The organism is Bacillus sp. S3 (assembly GCF_005154805.1).
Lineage (GTDB): Bacteria > Bacillota > Bacilli > Bacillales > Cytobacillaceae > Neobacillus.
The window spans coordinates 1382937-1403828 of the sequence record NZ_CP039727.1 but is presented as its reverse complement, the minus strand read 5'-3'; the positions used below and the strand labels follow the sequence as shown (position 1 = coordinate 1403828).

Below are 20892 nucleotides of genomic sequence, written 5' to 3'. Positions count from 1 at the left end.
TGATTCATTTATAGGGAATCCTCCTTCTGTTTAGACATGCTGGATGAAAGTTTATTTTTTCGGTAACGAGATGGTGTTACTCCTACTTTTTCCTTAAAATAACGGCTGAAATGGGCAATACTTTCAAATCCTGCTGCACTTGATACTTCAGACAAGGTAAGATTTGGTTCCATTTCTAACAAAAACTTTACCTGATTTAGCCGGCAGCCCATTACATATTCCATCACAGTAAAACCTGTTACCTCTTTAAAAACATGTGAAGTATAATATTTGCTTAAATTAAGCTCAGTCGAAATCCGGTCTAAATTAACTTTTTCAGCATAATGGTCTTTTATCCATGAGGCAATCGCCTCGGCATGAACTTCCTTTTCAGTCTTTTTACTGGTTACATGAGCTAATTCTTGTTGGCTCATTTTATAAATTCTCAAGAGCAATTGTACTAACTCAAGCTTGACTTCAGCCTCTAACAGGTCATTCTTTATGCCTGTCCGCTGCATTTCTTCATCCTCATGTGCCAGCAATCCGGCAATTTTTTTCATCTGGCCGTCAATATACTGGCCTGATTCATTGTATCCTGTTCGTAATAGAAAATTGTTGAGCTTTTTAAATGGATCCAATAAATCAGGGATACCAAGTACAGAGGCGATTTCAGCCATCCATGCTGGTGAAAAGTGCAGCATACTCCTTGTATAAGTGCTCTCTATGTTCGGGTTCGGTTTATGCAATGTCATGCCATCTAAAAGGATAATATCACCAGGATGCAATTCATAAATCCGATTACTGATTAAATACTTACAATCCCCTCCGCAAAAGAAATAAATTTCATATTCATGATGGGAATGAAATTGAATGGAATAGGAATCTACGCCTTGGACCCTGTACAATGCTGTGATCCAGTTATTCATCATTACTTGATTCATAACACCACCCCTTCTAAGTAAGCGTTATCAAATCTTAATATAATTTTAATCCCTCTATACTTAAAAAGCATTCTCCCTAAATGCTTATTTTATAAATAAATTTGACTGATATTGCTTTTTACAATGAAATCTAAGACAACTTTTTCAAAAAAAAAGAGACAAAACCAAGTCCATTCATGGAAAGTTTTGTCTCTAATAAGGAAAAACATGTGAAGCTTACTCCATCCAGTTAGTATGGAATACCCCTTCCTTGTCAACACGTTGGTACGTATGTGCACCGAAATAGTCACGCTGTGCTTGCAAAAGGTTTGCAGGAAGTGTTTCCGTACGATAACTGTCATAATATGCGATTGCACTTGCAAACGATGGAACTGGAATCCCACGCTCAATGGCCACTGCAAGAACTTGACGCAGTGCAGATTGATAGCCTTCAACGATTTCCTTAAAGTATGGATCTAATAATAGATTCGCTAATTCTGAATCGCGGGTCGTATGCCTCTTTAATTTTTTGTAAGAATTGTGCGCGAATGATACACCCGCCGCGGAAAATCATTGCGATATCTCCGTAGCGAAGATTCCAATCATATTCTTCAGATGCTGCACGCATTTGGGCAAAACCTTGTGCATAAGAACAAATTTTGCTCATATATAATGCTTTTCGAACGGCTTCAATTAACTCTTCTTTATTCCCATCAAATGGTTTTACAGCTGGACCATTTAACACTTGACTAGCTTTAACACGTTCTTCTTTCATTGCTGAGATAAAACGGGCAAAAACCGATTCTGTGATAATTGGGAAGCGGCACACCTAAATCTAAAGCGTTTTGGCTTGTCCATTTACCGGTACCCTTTTGTCCGGCAGTATCGAGAATCAAGTCAACCATTGGTTTACCTGTTTCTTCATCCACTTTTGTAAAAATATCTGCAGTAATTTCAATTAAATAGCTGTCTAGCTCTCCCTTATTCCACTCAGCAAACACATCATGAAGTTCTTCTGTGCTTAAACCAAGGACATTCTTCAAAATAAAGTAAGCTTCACAAATTAATTGCATATCCCCATATTCAATTCCGTTATGAACCATTTTCACATAATGACCTGCACCGTTTGGTCCAATATATGTACAACATGGATCTCCTTCAACTTTTGCAGAAATCGCCTCTAAAATTGGCTTTACTAAATCATATGCTTCTTTGTTACCGCCAGGCATAATGGATGGCCCTTTTAATGCCCCTTCTTCCCCGCCGGAAACACCAGTGCCGATAAAATGGAAACCAGCATTTGCTAGTTCTTTATTACGTCTAATTGTATCTTGGAAGAAGGTATTCCCTCCATCTATTAGGATATCTCCTTCTTCAAGAAATGGTTTTAATGAATCGATCGTTCCATCTGTTGCATTACCAGCTTTAACCATTAATAAGATTTTGCGTGGTTTTTCTAATGAATTAACAAATTCTTCAACGGTACGAGCACCGACAAAGTTTTTACCTTCTGCCTCATTCTTCAAAAACGCTTCTGTTTTATCATATGAACGGTTAAAGACTGCAACCGAATAGCCGCGGCTTTCAATATTTAAAAGCAAGGTTTTTCCCCATTACCGCTAGACCAACTACACCAATTTGTTGTTTTGACATATTAAATCCCTTTCCTTTCTAAAAATCAGTATGATCCTATTCTATCCTATTTTTGTTCCTAACTCCTATAATTAAACACTTATTTTACATATGTAATCAAGGAAGAGACCTCAGGTGAGCTCTCCCTTTGCGAATCAATTATCTTTCTAAAAAGAATTTTTCAGCATTAGAATAGCAAATATTCCGTACCATTTGTTCCATATGCTTCATGTTGTTCGGAGCCAAGCCATGCTCAACCCAGTCGCCTAGAATATTACAAAGTATACGGCGGAAATAGTCATGACGGGCGTAGGACAGGAAACTGCGGGAGTCCGTCAGCATACCAATAAAATGGCTAAGTACGCCAACGTTAGCATAGTCCTTCATTTGTCTTTCCATTCCATCGATATGATCTAGGAACCACCAGCCAGAACCTAGTTGAACTTTTCCAGGAATACCTTCTTCATAGAAGTTCCCCATCATACCAGCTAATACAACATTATCTTTTTGATTTAGGTTAAACAAAACTGTTCTTGGTAAGGCATTTTCCTTATCAAGCGCATCTAGGAAGCGGGACAAGCCTTCCGCCATATTCGCTTCACCAACAGAATCAAATCCTGTGTCCGGTCCAATAAGCTCTTTCATTTTTGTGTTGTTGTTTCTCATTGCGCCCATATGGAGCTGCATGACCCATTGTTTTTCAGCATACATTTTTCCTAATTCTTTTAAAACGAAAATTCGATAAGCAACGATTTCTTCGTTTGTAAGTTGCTCCCCGCTTATACGTTTATTGAAAATGGCTTCAACCTGATCCTTGGTTGTTTCCACATACTCCATTTTTTGAATATCATGATCGGAAGCACGGCCACCGTTTTCATGGAAATATTCAACCCGCTGTTTAAGTGCCGCTAAAAATCCATCGAATGAATCTGCCTTAATACCTGAAACCTCAGCTAATTTTTCAATCCAGCTAGTGAAAGTAGGACGATCAATGAATAGCGCACCATCAGGACGGAACGTTGGAGCAATAATCGTTTTAAAAGAATCGTCATTTTTTAAAAGTTGATGATATTCAAGGCTTGAAATCGGATCATCTGTTGTGCCAATAAACTTTACATTAGACTTTTCAATGAACGCTCTTGCGCTATATTCTGGTTTCTGTAACTTTTCATTACATTTATCCCAAATCTCACGCGCAGTTTCCGGACTTAGCAATGTATCAATGCCGAAATACATTTTCAATTCTAATTGTGCCCAATGATAAACAGGATTTCCGATTAAATGAGGCATTGTTTCTGCCCAAGCTTCGAATTTCTCCCAATCAGAAGCATCACCGGTAATGTATTTTTTCCGATACGCCATGCATCCGCATTGTCCGCCATTTATAATGGTCTCCCCCAAGCCATATTTGAGTAATATTTTCATATGACTTATTTTCCCATACTTCTTGAGGATTTAAGTGACAATGGAAATCAAAGATTGGTGCTTTTGATGCTGCATTTTCATATAGTTTTACGGCTGTCTCCGAATTTAACAAAAAGTGTTGGTCCATAAATGCTTTCAAAGTATTCCTCTCCTTTTTCTTCGTTAATTATTATTTACAGCAGTGACTGTAACCCCTTACAGAAACAGGATAAAATATTTTTTAAATTTAATTTTATTTAATTTGTTTATTAAACAAATTAATAATACAATTACCATATCATGATTAGTTTGCTTCGTCAATTGACAATTTATGAATTAATTTAAATATGCTAAACCATGCTTGCCATTAGCTGTTATAATAGTAGTAGATTGTTTGAAAGGGAAACGCCGATTGGCGTGTCCCTGGGATAGGATAGTATCCTTTCCTATCCGTTTAGAAATGGAGGATAAGAATGGTTACCGGTGATGCGGCTTATATAAAAAAAATTAATCGCTCCTTAATTATCCGAGAAATTGTAAAAGAAGGAATGATTTCAAGAGCAGACTTATCGAAGGTTACTGCTCTAACACGAGCAACGATCTCAGCACAAGTAGCAGACTTACTAGATGAAGGATTAATTGTCGAAACACAACTAGAGCATAATCATGTCGGCCGGAAGCCAATCATGCTATCTTTAAACGGACAAGCTGGGTATGCACTTGGAATTGACTTGGATTATGGTCAACTATCTTTTACCCTATCTAATCTTCTAGGTCAGCCTATTTCTTCCACTACTATTGAAATAGATACTACAGACTACTATGAGATTCTGCATCTCCTAATGGAGCAGATTCAAAAATACAGATCTGAGTGTACAGACAGCCGTTACGGAATTGTTGGAATTGTCATTGCTATTCACGGCCTTGTCGCTAGAGACGAACTTGTTCATTATGTCCCAAAATTCAAGTGGCATGATGTCCACTTAAAAAATGATTTAGAAAAAGTGCTGGGCATCAATATTTATCTTGAAAACAATGCGAATCTTTCCGCTTTTGCCGAGAGAGTTTTTGTTCACCATGAAACGAATAATCTTTTATGTGCTACTCTTTACTCCGGAATTGGTCTTGGGATGATGATGAACAGCGAATTTTTTTCGCGGCCATGACGGGTACGCAGGTGAAGCTGGTCACATGATTATCATGCCAGGTGGGAAGCCGTGCAATTGCGGAAACAATGGATGCTGGGAAAAGTATGCCTCAGAATCAAGCATCTTTGAATATCTTTCTGAAACAAGAAAGATTAAGAATCTTACCTATGAACAAATTCAAAAATGGCTTGATGAAGGTGACGAAGAGGTACACGAGTTGCTGGAGCAACTAATTTACTACCTTTCAATTGGGTTAAATAATATGATTAATATGTACAATCCAGACGTACTTGTTTTGGATAGTGAATTGCTGCGGATGTATCCGAACTCTTTGGATAAAATCAGTAAAAACTTACATTCCTCCATCAGCCACTATCGCGAACTATTGATCTCGTCAATTGGGAAAAAATCCAGTGGTCTTGGAGCATGCGCACTTGCTATTAAACATTTTCTTGATGTCCCAATGCTGAATTTATCTTATGAAGTACAAACCTCAGAAAATGAAAGCGCAATCAGCTGATTTGAATTTATTTTAAAAAAAGAACCTCCAATAGCTGCTGCTATTAGGAGGTTCTTTTCATTATGCACTTTTTAAACTGTTAGAAGCTCTTGTTTTCAATTTCTTCTACAATTTTATTGTAACGATCGTCTGATAAATTATAAACAACAATTAAAATGACACATGCAATCAAGTTAAATCCTGCCGGAATAAGGAACATCAAGCCTTTTATCCCCAAAAGGGTATCAGCAGTTTGCTGTACATTTGGAACATAGCCAATCAATCCAAGGGCAACACCAGGAATAAACCCGGCAAGTGCTTGTGCAAGCTTACGGAAGAAGCTGTAAGAAGAATAAACAACACCCTCAGTCCGTTCTCCTGTCTTCCATTCGTGATAATCAATTGTATCTGCCACCATAACCCACGGTAAACCAAGTGCAAAGCTTAATCCAAAACTTCCGATTGAAAGTAAGGTAAGGAAGGTTGGAACACTTGCTGGCAGAACAAAGTTCAATGCGTCTGCAACGATGCCAATGATAAGGCCTATAATGAATGTTTTTTTCTTGCCAAACTTTTTAACAAATGTTGGAATAAAGAATGAACCAACAACAGCAATTCCTACACTAGTAAATGAAAGTAATGCCATAAGACCTGTATTATTTAAATTATATTGTAAGTAGTAAAGCTGTACAGCGGTGCGAAGGTTACTTGCTGCCACCATAAATAAACAAACAAAACAAAGAGCAATTAATGGTCTATTACTTAATAATAATTTAAATAAACGTGACATTGGAATTTTATCTTTACCTGTTTTTGGTTGACCAACAACATTTTCTGTTGTATTGCGATAGCAAATATAGTGGAAGATTACACCGGCAACAGCCATAATTGCGATTCCTACTGCATATCCAGTTTTTACATTTTCAAAATGTGATATGATTGGGATTACAGTCATCCCCGAAATTAACAAGGCAAATTGGCTGCCAATCGCTCTAAATGATCCAAGGGAAGCACGGTCTACCGAATCCTGGGTCATGGAAGCTGCAAGCGATCCGTAAGGGATATTAACAATAGAGTAAGCAAGGCCAAAAAGCATATAAGTGATAAAAGCAAAGGCTATTTTGCCGCCGCCCGAAAAGTTTGGAGCAGTAAACGAAATAATAGTCATAACAGCTAGTGGAATGGAACCAAATAATAGGAACGGCCGGAACTTACCACGTTTCCCTATTTTCCGTTTATCAACAAAGGCGCCAACACTTGAATCGGCAAACGCATCAAAAATTTTCGAAATTAAAAATACTAAACCTCCCCAATAAGCTGAGATCCCCAAAACGTCTGTATAAAACTTAAGCAAATAAATTTGCCCCATATCAAACATGAATCCGTTACCAACATCACCCAAACCATAGGAGACTTTTTCTTTTAAAGTTAATTTCTTTGCGCTATTACTTTCCATGAAACTGCGCTTCCTTCCTTTTAAGTTGGTGGTGTAATTTTCCACCTGTAATCCTTTTCAAAACTAGTTAAACCGATTACATTTACCTATAATATAAAACACATAGTTAAATTTGTTTAATGAACTAACTAATTAATTTACATTAGTAGAATACCACCAACGATATTATTCGTCAATAAATTTTGTAAGCGGTTATCTTTGAAAATTATACCGCTTTTGGAATTTATACTTTTTTATCTCTGTTAAAATAAAGGCTCTGTTAAATTTATTGTTGATTTTGTACCACTGTTGATTGGAGCGGCTGTAGCAGAAATCAACAGCCATGCTTAACAGAGCCAAAATAAAAAAACCCGATCACCATTTTCATGAGTAATCGGGCCTGCCGTGAGTGAATCATAATTAGATTCAAAAATGTGGTTTAGTTTTGTATCTTTCTTCTTTCAGCCAAATCAGTGCTTAATTGAAGTGTACGTTTCTTATTCAAAGGATATAAGAAAACTAAAATTAAGAAAATCACAGCAAGTATGATTGCTGGCACTAAAGTACCTAGTGTATGAATCCCTTGTAAAGCTTCTTGAGTTTGAGTTGCAGATGTTGAGTTATAACCGACTGCTGCAATCGCAACACCGCCGATTCCACCTGCAATAGCCTGCCCCACTTTACGAGCAAAGGAATAGATTGAGTAAACAGTACCATCTTCGCGTAAGCCAGTTAAATATTCATGATAATCGATTACGTCTGTAACAAATGCCCAAACAACCAAGTTAAAGAAAGCGTATCCAAACATTGCTACTGTTAATATTCCAATAAATTGATTTTCATGTAAGTTTGGTAAGAAGTATAAAAGCGCATAAACAACAGTTGAAAGTAACAGCCCAGCTGCCGCGGTTTCTTTTTTACCAAATTTCGCTACTAACGGCTTTACCATCGGCATTGCAACAAAGACAGTAGCGGTTTGTAATAGTCCAACCATACTTAATGCCTTTGCGTTTCCAAAATAATCTTTAAACAAATACACGTTGACTGCACCAATCATCATAAAACAGACCATGAAAGTAAGCGATGCGATAAGAATCCACATTAATGGTTTATTTTTCCCAAGACCTTTAACAGTCTTTCCGAAATTTACCTTTGGCTTGTCATTTTCATCAGCAACAATCCGTTCAGTAGTCATTTTATAACATGCCATATAACAAGAAATTGATAGAAGTCCGAAAATAATAGCACCCAATAGGAATTGGTTGGCATCTGCTTTATTGTCAACAAACAAAATTAATGGTCCGACTACATTAATGATTAATCCAGCTAAGTTTGCACCTAACGTTCTAAAAGTAGATAAAGTTGTACGTTCAACAGGATCATTCGTAATTACAGAAGCCATTGAGCCATAAGGAATATTTACCGTACTATATAGTGTTCCCCATACAATATATGTGACAAAAGCCCAGGCTAGATAAAATCCATTAGACATACCTGGAATATGAACAAACATTAACACACCTGAGACTACAAGCGGGAAAGACATTCTGAAAATCCACGGTCTAAACTTGCCATTTTTTCCAGGCTTCCTTGTATCAATAAAACGGCCCCAAGTAACATCCGCTACAGCATCCCATAAACGGGCAACTAAAAAGAGTATGCCAACAGTTGCTGCACTAATATGGAAAACATCTGTATAGTAAACCATTAAGAATGAAACTTACGAGAATGAAGAAGAAATCATTTCCCCAATCACCAAACATATAGCCTAGTTTATCTTTCATACCAAAAGGACGTACAGCACTACCACCCGTATTTGTTGCTCCAGTTTCAAATTTTCTAGCAGGTTGACCCATTCTTTTCCCCTCCATTGATAAGCTGTATTTAGGAGCTTCCCCCTATAATTCGCCTAATTTCTCTAATTTTCAATCTTGTAAACCCTTCCAAACACATTAAAAAAAACTCTCTTTCCAACTCGAGATTGGTTTATAATTCCATTAATTTGTTTATTAAACTTACAAATTAATTTGTAAACTTAGAATACCATCCATTTTTTTATTCGTCAACCATTTTTGTAAGCGCTAATATAAAAAAATTTAGAATATTATTCCTTCTTTTGATGATTAGCGTCGGCTGACCTTCCTTCAATGATTACACGATCAATATCAAGGTACGGTTTGCCGATAATTGCCTCATTTGTAACAATCTTTACTGTTTCTTTCTTTTTTTCTCTCATTAAATCAAACCTCCATTTTTTTATAGTTTGTGCAAATTTTTAATTGTTAGCCCTGTATCATGGTCAAACGTCACTTAATGTTCAAGATTTTCACCGATTGTTCAATATTGAGCATGCAGAACTTTTCTATAATGAATATAACGAACTACAATTACATAGATGGGTTGTGTTGAAATGGAAAAGTTGCTTTATATAACAGCGAATCCAAAAGGTCTGGAGAAATCAAAAGGAATGCAAATTGGTGAAGCATTTCTTGATGCTTTTCAACAGGTACGCCAAGACGTAAAGATAAAGAAAATGGATTTGTTTACTTTGGATTTTCCACAAATGGACGCTGATTTAGTATCAGCAAGAGGAAAGTTGGCTGGATACGGATATACAATGGAACAATTATCAGATGTAGAACGAGAAAAAATCTTAAAAATGCATGCCCTTACTGATGAGTTTATTACGTATGATTATTATGTTTTTGTGTCACCTATGTGGAACTTAAGCTCTCCTGCCATTTTAAAGGCCTTCCTTGATAATTTATTTGTATCGGGAAAAACTTTTGCACACACTCCGGGTGGACCGAAGGGGCTGCTTTCAAATAAAAAGGCAGTCCATATCCAAACAAGAGGCGGACAATATACCGGCACCCCAATGCAGGAATTGGAATCCGGCGACCGCTATTTAAAAATTGCCCTCCGCTTCTTGGGGATTGATGTGATGGACACAGTCATTGTGGAAGGATTTGACCTTAATCCACAAAAAGTACCTGAAATACTAGCAAAGGCCAAAAAAGCTGCCAGCCTGGCTGCTAAAGAATTAGCGAATGGCATTGCAGTTCAAATGTGATGAATGATTGGAAAAGCTTCCCCCAACGGAAGCTTTTTTATTTTCACATTGTTTTACTTTCTGACTTTGTAAAAATTATCAAATTCATAGTATAATTGGTATGCTTTTATTTATTCAACTATTGCCAATAGGATAATCGACTTTTATTACTTTATCAGGAGAATTTACATGCTAAAAGATTTTGTCTCAAATGCTGCACTCTTAATTGCTTCCTTTTCAATGATGGGAGTAGTTTTTAAGGATAAACCATTACACGTTTCTTCGCCCTTAACATCAAGACTCTATTGGGGGCTTAGTTTTGGGATATTAGGAAATATTTTAATGTTGTTTAGTATTCAAGTTAGTTCAAACATCATTGCGGACTTACGCCATTTGGCTATTGTCATTCCAGCCGCATTCGGCGGTTATTTACCAGCCCTCATAGCTGCTTCTCTAATTGCAATAGGAAGAATCATCTTTTTTGGCTTTAGTCAGGCTTCCATCCTTCCATCTGTCGGTGCACTACTCATTGGTATACTATGTGGTGTCATCTCAAAATTAAAGATTCATAGTACTTTAAAGGCTTTTATCATGAACCTGATTGGATTACTTATTATTTCAACCATCTTCATCGTAAGAATTGATGATTTCCATATTTTAAAAAATGTGTTAACCCTACATTATCTTATTTCATTGATTGGAGGATTTATTGCTTATCATTTTTTTGTGTTTGTAGTGGATTCAAATAAAGCACATAATCAGTTAAAAGAAAGTCTATTAAAATTAAAAGAGACAGAAGAACGTTTTCGATTAATAGCAGAATACTCCAGTGACATGATTACCATGCACAATGAAAAATCGGAGTATATCTACATTTCACCAGCTGTGGGCGAAATCATCCATTTTGAGTATCCAGAACTATTAGGGAAAAAAATGGAGAATTTTATTCATACCGATGATCTCGAGCGTATACATGAGATGTTTTTAAAAGCACTTCATGATGGTGTTGCTGAGTGTACTTATCGTTATCGTTTGAAGGCTGAGGGCTATGTTTGGATCGAATCAACGCTAAAAAGTGTCCATTTTCAAGAAAATGGCAGTAAACGCGTCATTATTGTTTCCAGAAATATCACCGAACGAAAACAAACCGAACAAAAATTACAAGAAGCAAATGAACTGCTCAATCGTCTCTCCTATATGGATGGTTTAACAGGGATTTCAAATAGGAGATATTTCGATGAGGCCCTTGAGCAAGCATGGTCAGACTCTTCATCCTTACAATCACCCGTATCCTTGATCATGTTCGACATTGATTATTTTAAAAAATACAATGATACCTATGGGCATCTAACAGGAGACTTTTGCTTACAGACCATTGCCCAAGCCATAAAAGAATTATTTTCAGAGAATTCAGGCTATACCTTTTGCCGTTATGGAGGAGAAGAATTTGCCCTAATCTTACCTGGTACCAGTATAGAGGCTGGAATGAATGTGGCGCAAACTATTCAAAAGACAGTGCAGAAACTTAAAATTCCCCATATTAGTTCAGAAATTGCTGATACTGTCACCTTAAGTATTGGGTTAGCCACGTTGATACCCTTAGCATCGTCAAACCCGCAAACATTAATAAAAGCGGCTGATTCTGCCCTTTATGATTCTAAAACAAAAGGCAGGAATACTGTTTCAATTGAATCCATAGAAACAAGGAAGGCCTAATATAGTGCCTTCCTTATTTTCGGCAAATATCTAAACAAAATTTATATACTTTCTAAATATTTAGCGAATTTTGTTGTAACTTGTGGAAAATACATGTAAAATTTCCCTATCAGGCCTTTTGGATGGTGATAGAAATGGAAATTACGAAGCACCTTTTCTTAAATCTCTCCCTTTTGATTATACTTCTTCTGATTTGTTTGATATTTTTGGAAAAAAATAATAAATTCACCCTTTCTAAACCCTCCATTATATTTTTTTTTATTGTAACATTATGGTTATCTATTCAATTTTCCTATAACCCGGTTCCCTCTGCCAGGTTCGATTTAAGGATCATTCCTTTGGTTCTGGGGGGGCTATATGTTGGAATTGGCCCCATCCTTGGTGTAACAATTATTCTTTTGAGGGGCTTTTATGGTTTGGATTTAGGGTTCCTCCTTACACTTGTCCTTTATTTACCAATTTCTTTTATACTGCTAAAATTATATCCATGGTTTTTAAAATTGGCTCCCGAACGCCGAATCCTTGTTACCGTTTGTATGGGAATGATCCTTGGGGTTATAACAGTCTTTGGAATGAGTTTTTATTTTTCTGATTCCATTCAATTTGATGCTTGGTTTGCCTACCTTTTCATCCCATCATTTGGGATTGGAATTATTTCATATGGAATTGAATTTGTTCGAAAAAACAATCAAATGCAACAACAGTTGATTAAGGCAGAAAAATTGAAAGCAGTCGAACAAATGGGAGCCGCAATTTCACATGAAATTCGCAATCCATTGACCGCTGCCAGCGGGTTTGTTCAACTTTTACAGGATGATTATCTTTCAAGGCAAAAAAGAAAAGAATACTTATCCATTGTGAAGGAGGAATTACATTCTGCAGAAAAAGTCATTCAGGATTATTTGACCTTCGCGAAACCATCCTTGGAGACATTAGAAGAACTGAATGTAAAAAGTGAACTCCGGCAAATTATTAATATCCTTCAGCCTTTGGCGAATCAGAATTCAGTTGAAATTATTACAGATTTTTCTGTAATAGGGTTTATAAAGGGCGACGTACAAAAATTCCGTCAGTGTTTTGTAAATGTGATAAAAAATGCAATTGAATCAATGCCTTCGGGCGGGTATTTAACCCTTTCAACGGAATTTAGCCAAAACTACGTAACCATCAAAGTGAAGGATACAGGAGTTGGGATGACACCTGAACAACTTGAACGATTAGGGGAACCCTTCTATTCTACAAAAGGAAAAAAGGGAACGGGTCTCGGCATGATGGTTGTATATAGTATTATCCGTGCAATGGATGGTTCGGTCTGGGTAGAAAGTGAAGTCGGAAAAGGCACAACCTTCCTTTTTGAATTTCCTACCATTACATCCATCCTAAAAGCCGGCAGATCCTAGTCATCTGCCGGCTTTTAATTGTTTAGCTCCAGTGCCAAAGGACGCTTCTACTTTTCTTATTTTCCAATAAACATTTGTGTCCAGTGTTTTCCAGTATCTTCAAATCCTACCCCGATATGAGTAAAATTTGAACTTAAAATGTTTTTACGATGTCCTTCACTGTTCATCCAAGCAGTTACGACCTCTTGTGGGGTCCGTTGCCCTTGAGCGATATTTTCGCCCGCAGATTTATAGGTTACACCAAAATCTCTCATCATGTCGAATGGCGACCCATAAGTTGGGCTTGTATGTGAAAAGTAATTTTTTTGCTGCATATCCAATGATTTTTTTTGGGCAACGCCATTTAGCTGTGAATCAGCTTTTAAAGCTGGAAGCCCGTTTTTACTTCGCTCGGCATTTGTCAGGTCGATTACCTGCTGCACATACTTACTCACTGCTCCTGTGGCAGGTGCATTATTTTTCGGCTGTGCCGCTGGTTTTGGTGCCGGTTTTGTCTTTTGCTGTGCCGGTGTCACAGGCTGGGTCTGTTTTGGTGCTGGTGCCGCCGGTTGTGTTTGCTGTGGTGCCGGTGCCGGTGCCGCTGGTTGTATTTGCTGTGGTGCTGGTGCCGGCGTTGGTGCATTTCCAGTCGGTTTTTGCTGCTGTATAAACGGCTGCGCCTGCTGGATTAGCCAATTTCCTTGTCTAGGGTCGATGCGGATATACTGATATTTGGCGTCTTGGATTAATACCGCTCTCGTATGTGGATATTGATCACTGTTTAAAGTTGTTTGATATGCGGAAATCATATCCCGATTATTTTTTCTAACCTTTTTTCGATCATTAAACAGATTTGCATCGAGATCACTTTCACTATTGTTCCGATTTGTATAATCCTCTGTTAGGAGACCATTGTGATCAATCCCGTCATCTCTTCCATTTCGAACATCAAGAAAATGGTTATCCCTGTCCGTTGTATTCATCCCTACCTGGTCGGTCGTCTGATCATTTATTTGATCATTATTATTGTTATTACAAGCAGCAAGTCCCACTGTTAGGATAGCTGTTACAATTAACCCAACTGGTTTTTTTATCAATTGAAAACCCCCCTTTTTAAAAACTCTCTTGCCTTCTTATTTTTCATTTTTTCAGGGAAGTTATTAATGGTAATATCCGTTATGGATAAAAAAAGCCTTGAAAGTAAAAAAACAGACGCCATCGCATCTGTTTTTTTACAATTCTTCATCGTTTCATTTGTATCAAAAATTTATAACGGTCCGCACGGAAAACAGATTTTACATATTCTACAGGCGTGCCGTCACCTAAATAGGCAGTCCTTTGAATATGCATAACAGGAGCACCGCTCACAATATTTAATAATTCCGCTTCATTTTGACTTGCGATCGATGACTCAATAACCTGTGAAGCACTTTCGATTCGCAAGTTCAAATTTGCTTCGATATATTCGTAAAGAGAATGGACCGTAATTTGTTCCGTAAGCCCTGTTATTAAGGCTGTTGAAAAATAATTAGTTTCTATTGCCATTGGCACATCATCTGCTAAACGAATCCTCTGTATTTCATAAACAGCTGCGGATTCCGGAATGTTTAATTGATCGGCAATCTGAATACCAGCAGGAATAATTTCAAACTTCAGAAGCTGACTCCCAGGAGTAAGACCTCTCGCTCTCATATCTTCAGTAAAGCTTGTTATTCCTTGCAGAGGCTGTTCAATTTTCCTCTCAGCAACATAGGTTCCCTTCCCTTGAAACCGATATAAATAACCTTCATTCACTAGCTGGGTAAAGGCCTGTCTAACTGTCATCCTGCTGATTTGGTACTTCTCAGCATATTCCCTTTCAGGAGGAAGAGCATCGCCAGGCATTAATTCACCCTTTTCAATTAACCCTTTAATGTGCTCCTCAAGCTGATAATATAGTGGTATGGGGGAATTTTTGTTTAACATTCTCCTTACTTTCACCCTTCTATTTTAACTTTAATATGACAGGCTTTCATTTTTTCGATTCTGTCATTGGGGGATGAAAAATGGATTATTGACGATGAGTCTTTAAGCCTGAAACTGCTGCTTTATCAGCAATAATTGTGACACTCGGATGGTTTTTCAACACAGAGGCAGGAAAACTTTCAGTTACATCCCCCTCCAAAAGTTTACTCATTGCATCGTTCTTTGTTTCACCCGATACTAAAAGCAGAATTTCTTTGCTTTTCATAATAGTAGAAATTCCCATTGTAATGGCTTTTGTTGGTACATCTTCAATGCGCTCAAAGAACCTTGCGTTTGCCTCAATTGTGGAAGGAGCAAGTTCGATTACATGTGTTTGAGATGTAAAGGACGTCCCCGGTTCATTAAATCCAATATGGCCATTGCTGCCAATCCCAAGAACTTGCAAATCAACTCCTCCTGACCCCGCAACCAATGATTCATAACGGGTACATTCTTCTTCGTTGTCTTGATTGGTTCCGCTCGGAACGTTAGTGTTGTTTTTATCAATATCAATATGATTAAATAGTTTTTCATCCATAAAGAATCGATAGCTGTTTGGATCATCACCTGCGAGACCAATGTATTCATCCAAATTAAATGTAGTTACATTTCGATAAGAAGTTCCATGTTCCTTATGGTCTTCAATTAACTTGTTGTATGTTCCTACAGGTGTTCCACCAGTAGCAAGTCCTAATTTAATGCTAGGATTTTGACGAACCTTTTCAATAATATACTCTGCTGCTTTCTGACTCATCTCTGTGTAATCCTTCACTTCAATTATTTTCATCGTTAGTTTTCCTCCCTTTTATACGAAAGTGTTCCACGGCAAAATGTCAAAGAGACATTCATATTCTCATCAAGAATCACGATATCTGCATCCTTCCCCACAGCAATGCTTCCCTTTCTATCAAATACACTCAACTGCTTTGCCGGATTAACGGATGCCATTTCAATTGCTTCCTCAAGTGAACAACCTGTGTATGTCAGCATATTTTTTACGGCATGTCCTAGTTTTAAAATACTGCCGGCAAGCGTTCCATCAGCAAGGACTGCCTTTCCATCTTTAACGGTAACTTCTTGCCCGCCAAGGTCATACATCCCATTTTTCAAGCATTTCGCGCGCATAGAGTCAGTAATTAAAATTAAACCTTCACTCTGTTTATTTTTGTATGCCAGGTTTACCATATCCGGATGAACATGAACACCGTCTACGATAATTTCTGCTTTTAATTCTTTTCGTAAAAAAGCAGCCCCCACTACACCTGGTTCACGATGATGCAGCCCTCTCATTTGATTGAAAAGATGGGTTACGTGATTAGCCCCTGCCTCAATGGCTTCGTCAACCTGTTCAAAGGTTGCATCCGTATGACCGATAGAGGCAATAATACCATTTTCCTTGAGGAAGCGGATCATTTCCAATCCACCCGGCTGCTCTGGTGCCAGTGTAACAAGTTTTATTGTTCCACCGGACAACCTCTGCCACTCTTTAAATAATCCGAGATCAGGATCAACAATATGCTGAATTGGCTGGGCTCCTGCTTTTTCGGCATTTACAAATGGCCCTTCAAGATGCAGTCCAAGGATTTCGGCCTTTCCGTTAGATGACTGCGTTTCAATATACTCTGCGGCATTAAGTAAAGCATGTTCTATTTGTTTTCCTTCTTGGGTCATTGTAGTGGCTAAGAAACTTGTAGTCCCTTCTTTAGGCAGTGCAGCAACCATTGTATCTAATGCTTCCTTCGTTCCATCCATAGTGTCCGCGCCATTAACACCATGGATATGCACATCAATAAAACCTGGAACTGCCTGACAATGGGGAGGAATCTCAATCACCTCAAAACCCTCTTCGGTCTCTAGGTCTTCCAATGTACCAAGTTCTGCTATTTTTTCATCTTTTAATTTTATATATCCATTTTCAATTATTTTATCTTCTGAATAAATTCGAATACCTTTAAGTAACATAGGATTAACATTATGGACCATCTTTCAATTACTTCCTTTCCGAAACTATCTTCATTTTACCTTTTAAAAGTATAGTTGTCTATACCAATTAATATTTGTAAAGATAGGCTTTTATCTTCATTCATTTTTTCCATCATTCCTTTAATAAAATTCTTTCCTATTTTCAATTTTTACATCCATAAATGAAATCGACAGGCACGTAGTCCTGTCGATTTGGTTAAGCATATAATTTTGATTCTTCGTTTTGAAAAAAGCTTTTCATCGCATGGAACACATCAGCTTTTTGTTTAAGAATATAATACCGGAAATGTTCATCCTTGATGTTCTTATATGCGGACATTAAGGTCGAGTGGCGATTATATTGATTGACTTCCCCATAGCCAAACATATTTGATACCTTCATTAATTCTTCTACAAGCTTCACACAACGGGCATTATCCGATGTAAGATTGTCACCGTCTGAAAAGTGGAATGGATAGATGTTGAACTTTCGTGGATTGTATTTTGCCTCAATAATCTCTAGAGCTTTGCGGTATGCAGATGAACATATGGTTCCACCGCTTTCTCCTTTTGAGAAGAAATCTTCTTCTGAAACGACTTTTGCCTCTGTATGGTGCGCGATAAACTCTATTTCAACTGTTTCATATTTTGTTCTCAAAAAGCGTGTCATCCAAAAGAAAAAGCTGCGGGCCATATACTTTTCCCAAATACCCATACTGCCGCTCGTATCCATCATCGCAATGACGACCGCTTTCGAATCCGGTTTAACCACTTCATTCCACGTCTTAAATTTCAGATCGTCTTTATAAATAGGGTGGAATGCTGGTTTCCCGCTCATGGCATTACGTTTGAAAGCAGACATCATGGTCCGTTTTTTATCAATGTTCCCCATTAATCCTGTTTTTCTAATATCGTTGAATTCAATATTTTCAACGAGATGCTCTTGTTCCTCTTTTTTCTTTAAATTCGGAAGTTCTAATTGCTTAAATAATGCCTCTTCGAGCTCCATTAATGACACTTCTGCTTCAAAATAATCTTCTCCGGCCTGGTCCCCTGCCCCTTGGCCTTTACCGGGACCCTTTTGTCCGCTGGAACCGTCACGTGCTACTACATCCCCGACTTGACTGTCACCGTCACCCTGGCCCACGTGTTTGTTTTTGTCATAATTATAACGAATCTTATATTCGTCCAATGAACGAATCGGAATTTTTACCACATCTCGACCATTAGACATAATTATGCTCTCTTCTGTAATTAAGTCTGGAAGATTGTTGCGAATTGCCTCCTGGACTTTTTCCTGATGCCGTACTTGGTCATCGTGGCCTTTGCGGTGGAGGGACCAATCTTCTCGAGAAATCACAAATTGATGGTTATCGGTTGACATTCCAAACCCCTCCTTATGAAATTAATTAGACTACATTGCACACTTTTTTAGCAGCTACATAAGATAACGCGAGTGAAAAAAGTCATATAAAGTATAGATTACTTTATCCTATGCAGAGATAAAGAATAATTTACAAGTAATTTCGACAATTGGTTTATCGCCTATGAAATTGGACGAGGTTTAACAGATTGAAAAAAATAGACTGACAGATACTTTCTGTCAGTCCTCCTATTTTAATTCTACCCCTCATTATCTATTTAATAAGCTTCCAACATACCTTAATAATTCATTTGCCGATGTTGAATTATATCCATGTTCATCAACTAAACGAGCAACAACATCGTTGATTTTCTTTAATTGCTGTTCATCTGGTGTTTTTGAAGAAGTCGTAATCTTGACAACATCCTTAAGATCTGCAAACAGTTTCTTCTGGATGGCCTCTCTTAGGCGGTCATGCGAATTATAATCAAACCTTTTCCCTTTTCTTGCAAAGGCGGAAATGCGGATTAAAACTTCTTCTCTGAAAGCTTTTTTCGCATTTTCAGAGATGCCAATTTGTTCTTCAATCGACCTCATTAATTTTTCATCCGGATTAATTTCTTCTCCTGTCAGAGGATCTCGAAGTTTAGCTTTATTACAATACGCTTCCACATTATCAAGATAATTGTCCATGAGCGTTTTAGCAGACTCTTCATACGAATAAACAAACGCCTTTTGAACTTCCTTCTTTGCAATATTATCATACTCTTTTCGTGCTAAAGAGATATAATTCATATATCGGTCGCGCAGTTCAGCGGTAATGGATGGATGTTGGTCAAGCCCGTCTTTTAATGATCTTAATACGTCTAATGCGTTAATGGAAGGTACTTCCTTGCGAATAATCGTCGAGGAAATACGGTTAATCACATAACGCGGATCAATTCCGCTCATCCCTTCATCTGGATACTCGCGTTTAAGTTCCTCTACATCAGCTGTATTAAAGCCCTCTACACTCTCTCCATCATAAAGACGCATTTTTTTCAGTAAATCAATATCACCCTTTTTTGGTTCCTTTAAGCGTGTTAAGATGGTAAACATCGCCGCCACTTTTAATGTATGTGGGGCAATATGAACATCTGAAACATCACTTTCGTTAATCATCTTTTCATATATTCGTTCTTCCTGTGAGGCCTTTAAGTTATATGGAATCGGCATAACGATAATTCTGGAATGAAGTGCTTCATTTTTCTTGTTGGAAATAAAGGAACGGTATTCTGTTTCATTTGTGTGCGCGACAATGAGCTCGTCAGCGCTTATTAAGGCAAACCTTCCTGCTTTAAAGTTTCCTTCTTGGGTTAAAGATAGCAGGTGCCAGAGGAATTTCTCATCACATTTTAACATCTCCTGGAACTCCATCATCCCGCGGTTCGCTTTATTAAGCTCACCATCGAAACGGTAGGCACGGGGATCTGATTCAGAACCAAATTCGGCAATGGTGGAGAAATCAATACTTCCTGTTAAATCAGCGATATCCTGAGATTTTGGATCGGATGGACTGAACGTTCCGATGCCTGTTCGTTTATCCTCAGAGAAGAAAATTCTTTCTACTAAAACATCTTCAATTCTGCCCCCGTATTCCTTCTCAAGGCGCATCATATTAAGCGGCGAAAGATTTCCTTCAATCCGGATACCATACTCCTCATGGAAATCAGCACGCAAATGATGGGGAATTAAGTGCAGTGGATCCTCGTGCATTGGGCAGCCTTTGATGGCAAAAACAGAGCCTCGATCGGTATGCGAATAACCTTCTAATCCCCTCTTTAACATCGTAACAAGTGTAGATTTCCCGCCGCTGACTGGCCCCATTAACAATAAAATCCGTTTCCTGACATCCAGCCTTTTGGCTGCTGGATGAAAATACTCTTCAACAAGCCTCTCCAATGATTCTTCTAATCCAAATAATTGATTGCTAAAGAATTTGTACTTCTTCGTCCCTTTTACTTCTTCAATTCCGGCATCCTTGATCATATTATAAACTCGAGAATGTGCAGATTGTGCTACCCATGGCTTTTCCTTTAACAACAATAAGTAATCGGCAAATGAACCTTCCCAACGCAGTTTTTCCTCTTCTTCACGAAACATCTCGATTTTTTTTAGAATATCCATATATACCCTCCCCCTGTAGCTTAATCAGAGACGATTAATATACTCTATGCACTTAATCCTTTGAACATGCGTAACCATATTGCGTTACCATCTATCTTTTTTATTTTAATAAAAGGAATATTGCACTTTTCATTTCTTAAAGATAGGCTATAATAAAACTATATGTTTAACATGAAAAATCGGATAAATTAAGGAGGACATTACATATCATGAATACTTTCATCGTTGTTTTA

14 protein-coding genes and 3 pseudogenes are annotated in these 20892 nt (G+C 37.7%); 4 read left to right on the top strand and 13 right to left on the bottom strand.

The window, feature by feature from the left end:
- Positions 1–8: 8 nt before the first annotated feature.
- From FAY30_RS06665 to uxaC, 3 genes and pseudogenes are all read right to left on the bottom strand, one after another.
- Positions 9–920, bottom strand: coding sequence for an AraC family transcriptional regulator (locus FAY30_RS06665; protein ID WP_149869131.1), 912 nt, complete (start codon positions 918–920; stop codon positions 9–11).
- Between the two features lie 216 nt (positions 921–1136).
- A pseudogene (gene gndA, locus FAY30_RS06660) lies at positions 1137–2552 on the bottom strand (NADP-dependent phosphogluconate dehydrogenase).
- Between the two features lie 138 nt (positions 2553–2690).
- Positions 2691–4095, bottom strand: a pseudogene (gene uxaC, locus FAY30_RS06655) (glucuronate isomerase).
- A gap of 313 nt (positions 4096–4408) precedes the next feature.
- Here uxaC and FAY30_RS06650 point away from each other — a divergent pair.
- Positions 4409–5603: pseudogene (locus FAY30_RS06650) on the top strand (ROK family protein).
- A 79-nt stretch (positions 5604–5682) separates the two neighbouring features.
- On the opposite strand, the gene FAY30_RS06645 reads toward FAY30_RS06650, so the two are convergent.
- From FAY30_RS06645 to FAY30_RS27780, 4 genes are all read right to left on the bottom strand, one after another.
- On the bottom strand, positions 5683–7038 hold the full coding sequence (locus tag FAY30_RS06645) for a glycoside-pentoside-hexuronide (GPH):cation symporter (protein WP_149869130.1): 1356 nt from the start codon (positions 7036–7038) through the stop codon (positions 5683–5685).
- Positions 7039–7456: 418 nt separating this feature from the next.
- Positions 7457–8725, bottom strand: coding sequence for an MFS transporter (locus FAY30_RS06640; protein ID WP_317845695.1), 1269 nt, complete (start codon positions 8723–8725; stop codon positions 7457–7459).
- On the bottom strand, positions 8694–8873 hold the full coding sequence (locus FAY30_RS27930; RefSeq protein ID WP_317845694.1) for a hypothetical protein: 180 nt from the start codon (positions 8871–8873) through the stop codon (positions 8694–8696). Before FAY30_RS27930 ends, FAY30_RS06640 begins: the two co-directional genes overlap by 32 nt.
- Positions 8874–9121: 248 nt before the next feature.
- Entirely contained in the window at positions 9122–9253 is a 132-nt protein-coding gene (locus FAY30_RS27780; protein WP_263315298.1) for a hypothetical protein, read from the bottom strand.
- A gap of 174 nt (positions 9254–9427) precedes the next feature.
- On the opposite strand from FAY30_RS27780, the gene FAY30_RS06635 reads away from it, so the two are divergent.
- From FAY30_RS06635 to FAY30_RS06625, 3 genes are all read left to right on the top strand, one after another.
- The gene (locus tag FAY30_RS06635) at positions 9428–10090 is read left to right on the top strand and encodes an FMN-dependent NADH-azoreductase (protein ID WP_149869129.1); all 663 of its coding nucleotides are present in this window, start codon (positions 9428–9430) and stop codon (positions 10088–10090) included.
- Positions 10091–10258: 168 nt separating this feature from the next.
- The gene (locus FAY30_RS06630; RefSeq protein WP_149869128.1) at positions 10259–11785 is read left to right on the top strand and encodes a diguanylate cyclase domain-containing protein; all 1527 of its coding nucleotides are present in this window, start codon (positions 10259–10261) and stop codon (positions 11783–11785) included.
- A 416-nt stretch (positions 11786–12201) separates the two neighbouring features.
- Entirely contained in the window at positions 12202–13185 is a 984-nt protein-coding gene (locus FAY30_RS06625) for a sensor histidine kinase (RefSeq protein WP_223820912.1), read from the top strand.
- 56 nt (positions 13186–13241) lie between these two features.
- Here the strand turns inward: FAY30_RS06625 and FAY30_RS06620 are convergent, their stop codons facing one another.
- From FAY30_RS06620 to FAY30_RS06595, 6 genes are all read right to left on the bottom strand, one after another.
- Complete coding sequence (locus tag FAY30_RS06620) at positions 13242–13973, bottom strand: CAP domain-containing protein (RefSeq protein WP_149872625.1); 732 nt, start codon at positions 13971–13973, stop codon at positions 13242–13244.
- A 433-nt stretch (positions 13974–14406) separates the two neighbouring features.
- Positions 14407–15129 (bottom strand): GntR family transcriptional regulator, encoded by a 723-nt coding sequence (locus tag FAY30_RS06615; protein WP_149869126.1) that lies wholly within the window; start codon positions 15127–15129, stop codon positions 14407–14409.
- A gap of 85 nt (positions 15130–15214) precedes the next feature.
- Complete coding sequence (nagB, locus tag FAY30_RS06610; RefSeq protein WP_149869125.1) at positions 15215–15955, bottom strand: glucosamine-6-phosphate deaminase; 741 nt, start codon at positions 15953–15955, stop codon at positions 15215–15217.
- 2 nt (positions 15956–15957) lie between these two features.
- The gene (gene nagA / locus FAY30_RS06605) at positions 15958–17151 is read right to left on the bottom strand and encodes an N-acetylglucosamine-6-phosphate deacetylase (RefSeq protein WP_149869124.1); all 1194 of its coding nucleotides are present in this window, start codon (positions 17149–17151) and stop codon (positions 15958–15960) included.
- A gap of 196 nt (positions 17152–17347) precedes the next feature.
- Positions 17348–18514 carry a sporulation protein YhbH gene (gene yhbH, locus FAY30_RS06600; protein WP_149869123.1) on the bottom strand — a complete coding sequence of 389 codons (1167 nt, stop codon included), beginning with the start codon at positions 18512–18514 and terminating at the stop codon, positions 17348–17350.
- A 249-nt stretch (positions 18515–18763) separates the two neighbouring features.
- On the bottom strand, positions 18764–20659 hold the full coding sequence (locus FAY30_RS06595) for a PrkA family serine protein kinase (RefSeq protein ID WP_149869122.1): 1896 nt from the start codon (positions 20657–20659) through the stop codon (positions 18764–18766).
- Positions 20660–20892: the final 233 nt, after the last annotated feature.

What these genes read in the sequence shown, in the direction of transcription:
- FAY30_RS06615 (WP_149869126.1), bottom strand. Translation starts at nt 15,129, where the DNA reads ATGTTAAACAAAAATTCCCCCATACCACTATATTATCAGCTTGAGGAG.
- FAY30_RS06645 (WP_149869130.1), bottom strand. Translation starts at nt 7,038, where the DNA reads ATGGAAAGTAATAGCGCAAAGAAATTAACTTTAAAAGAAAAAGTCTCC.
- FAY30_RS06595 (WP_149869122.1), bottom strand. Translation starts at nt 20,659, where the DNA reads ATGGATATTCTAAAAAAAATCGAGATGTTTCGTGAAGAAGAGGAAAAA.
- FAY30_RS06665 (WP_149869131.1), bottom strand. Translation starts at nt 920, where the DNA reads ATGAATCAAGTAATGATGAATAACTGGATCACAGCATTGTACAGGGTC.
- FAY30_RS27930 (WP_317845694.1), bottom strand. Translation starts at nt 8,873, where the DNA reads ATGGGTCAACCTGCTAGAAAATTTGAAACTGGAGCAACAAATACGGGT.
- FAY30_RS06635 (WP_149869129.1), top strand. Translation starts at nt 9,428, where the DNA reads ATGGAAAAGTTGCTTTATATAACAGCGAATCCAAAAGGTCTGGAGAAA.
- FAY30_RS06640 (WP_317845695.1), bottom strand. Translation starts at nt 8,725, where the DNA reads ATGGTTTACTATACAGATGTTTTCCATATTAGTGCAGCAACTGTTGGC.
- nagB (WP_149869125.1), bottom strand. Translation starts at nt 15,955, where the DNA reads ATGAAAATAATTGAAGTGAAGGATTACACAGAGATGAGTCAGAAAGCA.
- yhbH (WP_149869123.1), bottom strand. Translation starts at nt 18,514, where the DNA reads ATGTCAACCGATAACCATCAATTTGTGATTTCTCGAGAAGATTGGTCC.
- FAY30_RS06620 (WP_149872625.1), bottom strand. Translation starts at nt 13,973, where the DNA reads ATGATTTCCGCATATCAAACAACTTTAAACAGTGATCAATATCCACAT.
- nagA (WP_149869124.1), bottom strand. Translation starts at nt 17,151, where the DNA reads ATGGTCCATAATGTTAATCCTATGTTACTTAAAGGTATTCGAATTTAT.
- FAY30_RS06630 (WP_149869128.1), top strand. Translation starts at nt 10,259, where the DNA reads ATGCTAAAAGATTTTGTCTCAAATGCTGCACTCTTAATTGCTTCCTTT.
- FAY30_RS27780 (WP_263315298.1), bottom strand. Translation starts at nt 9,253, where the DNA reads ATGAGAGAAAAAAAGAAAGAAACAGTAAAGATTGTTACAAATGAGGCA.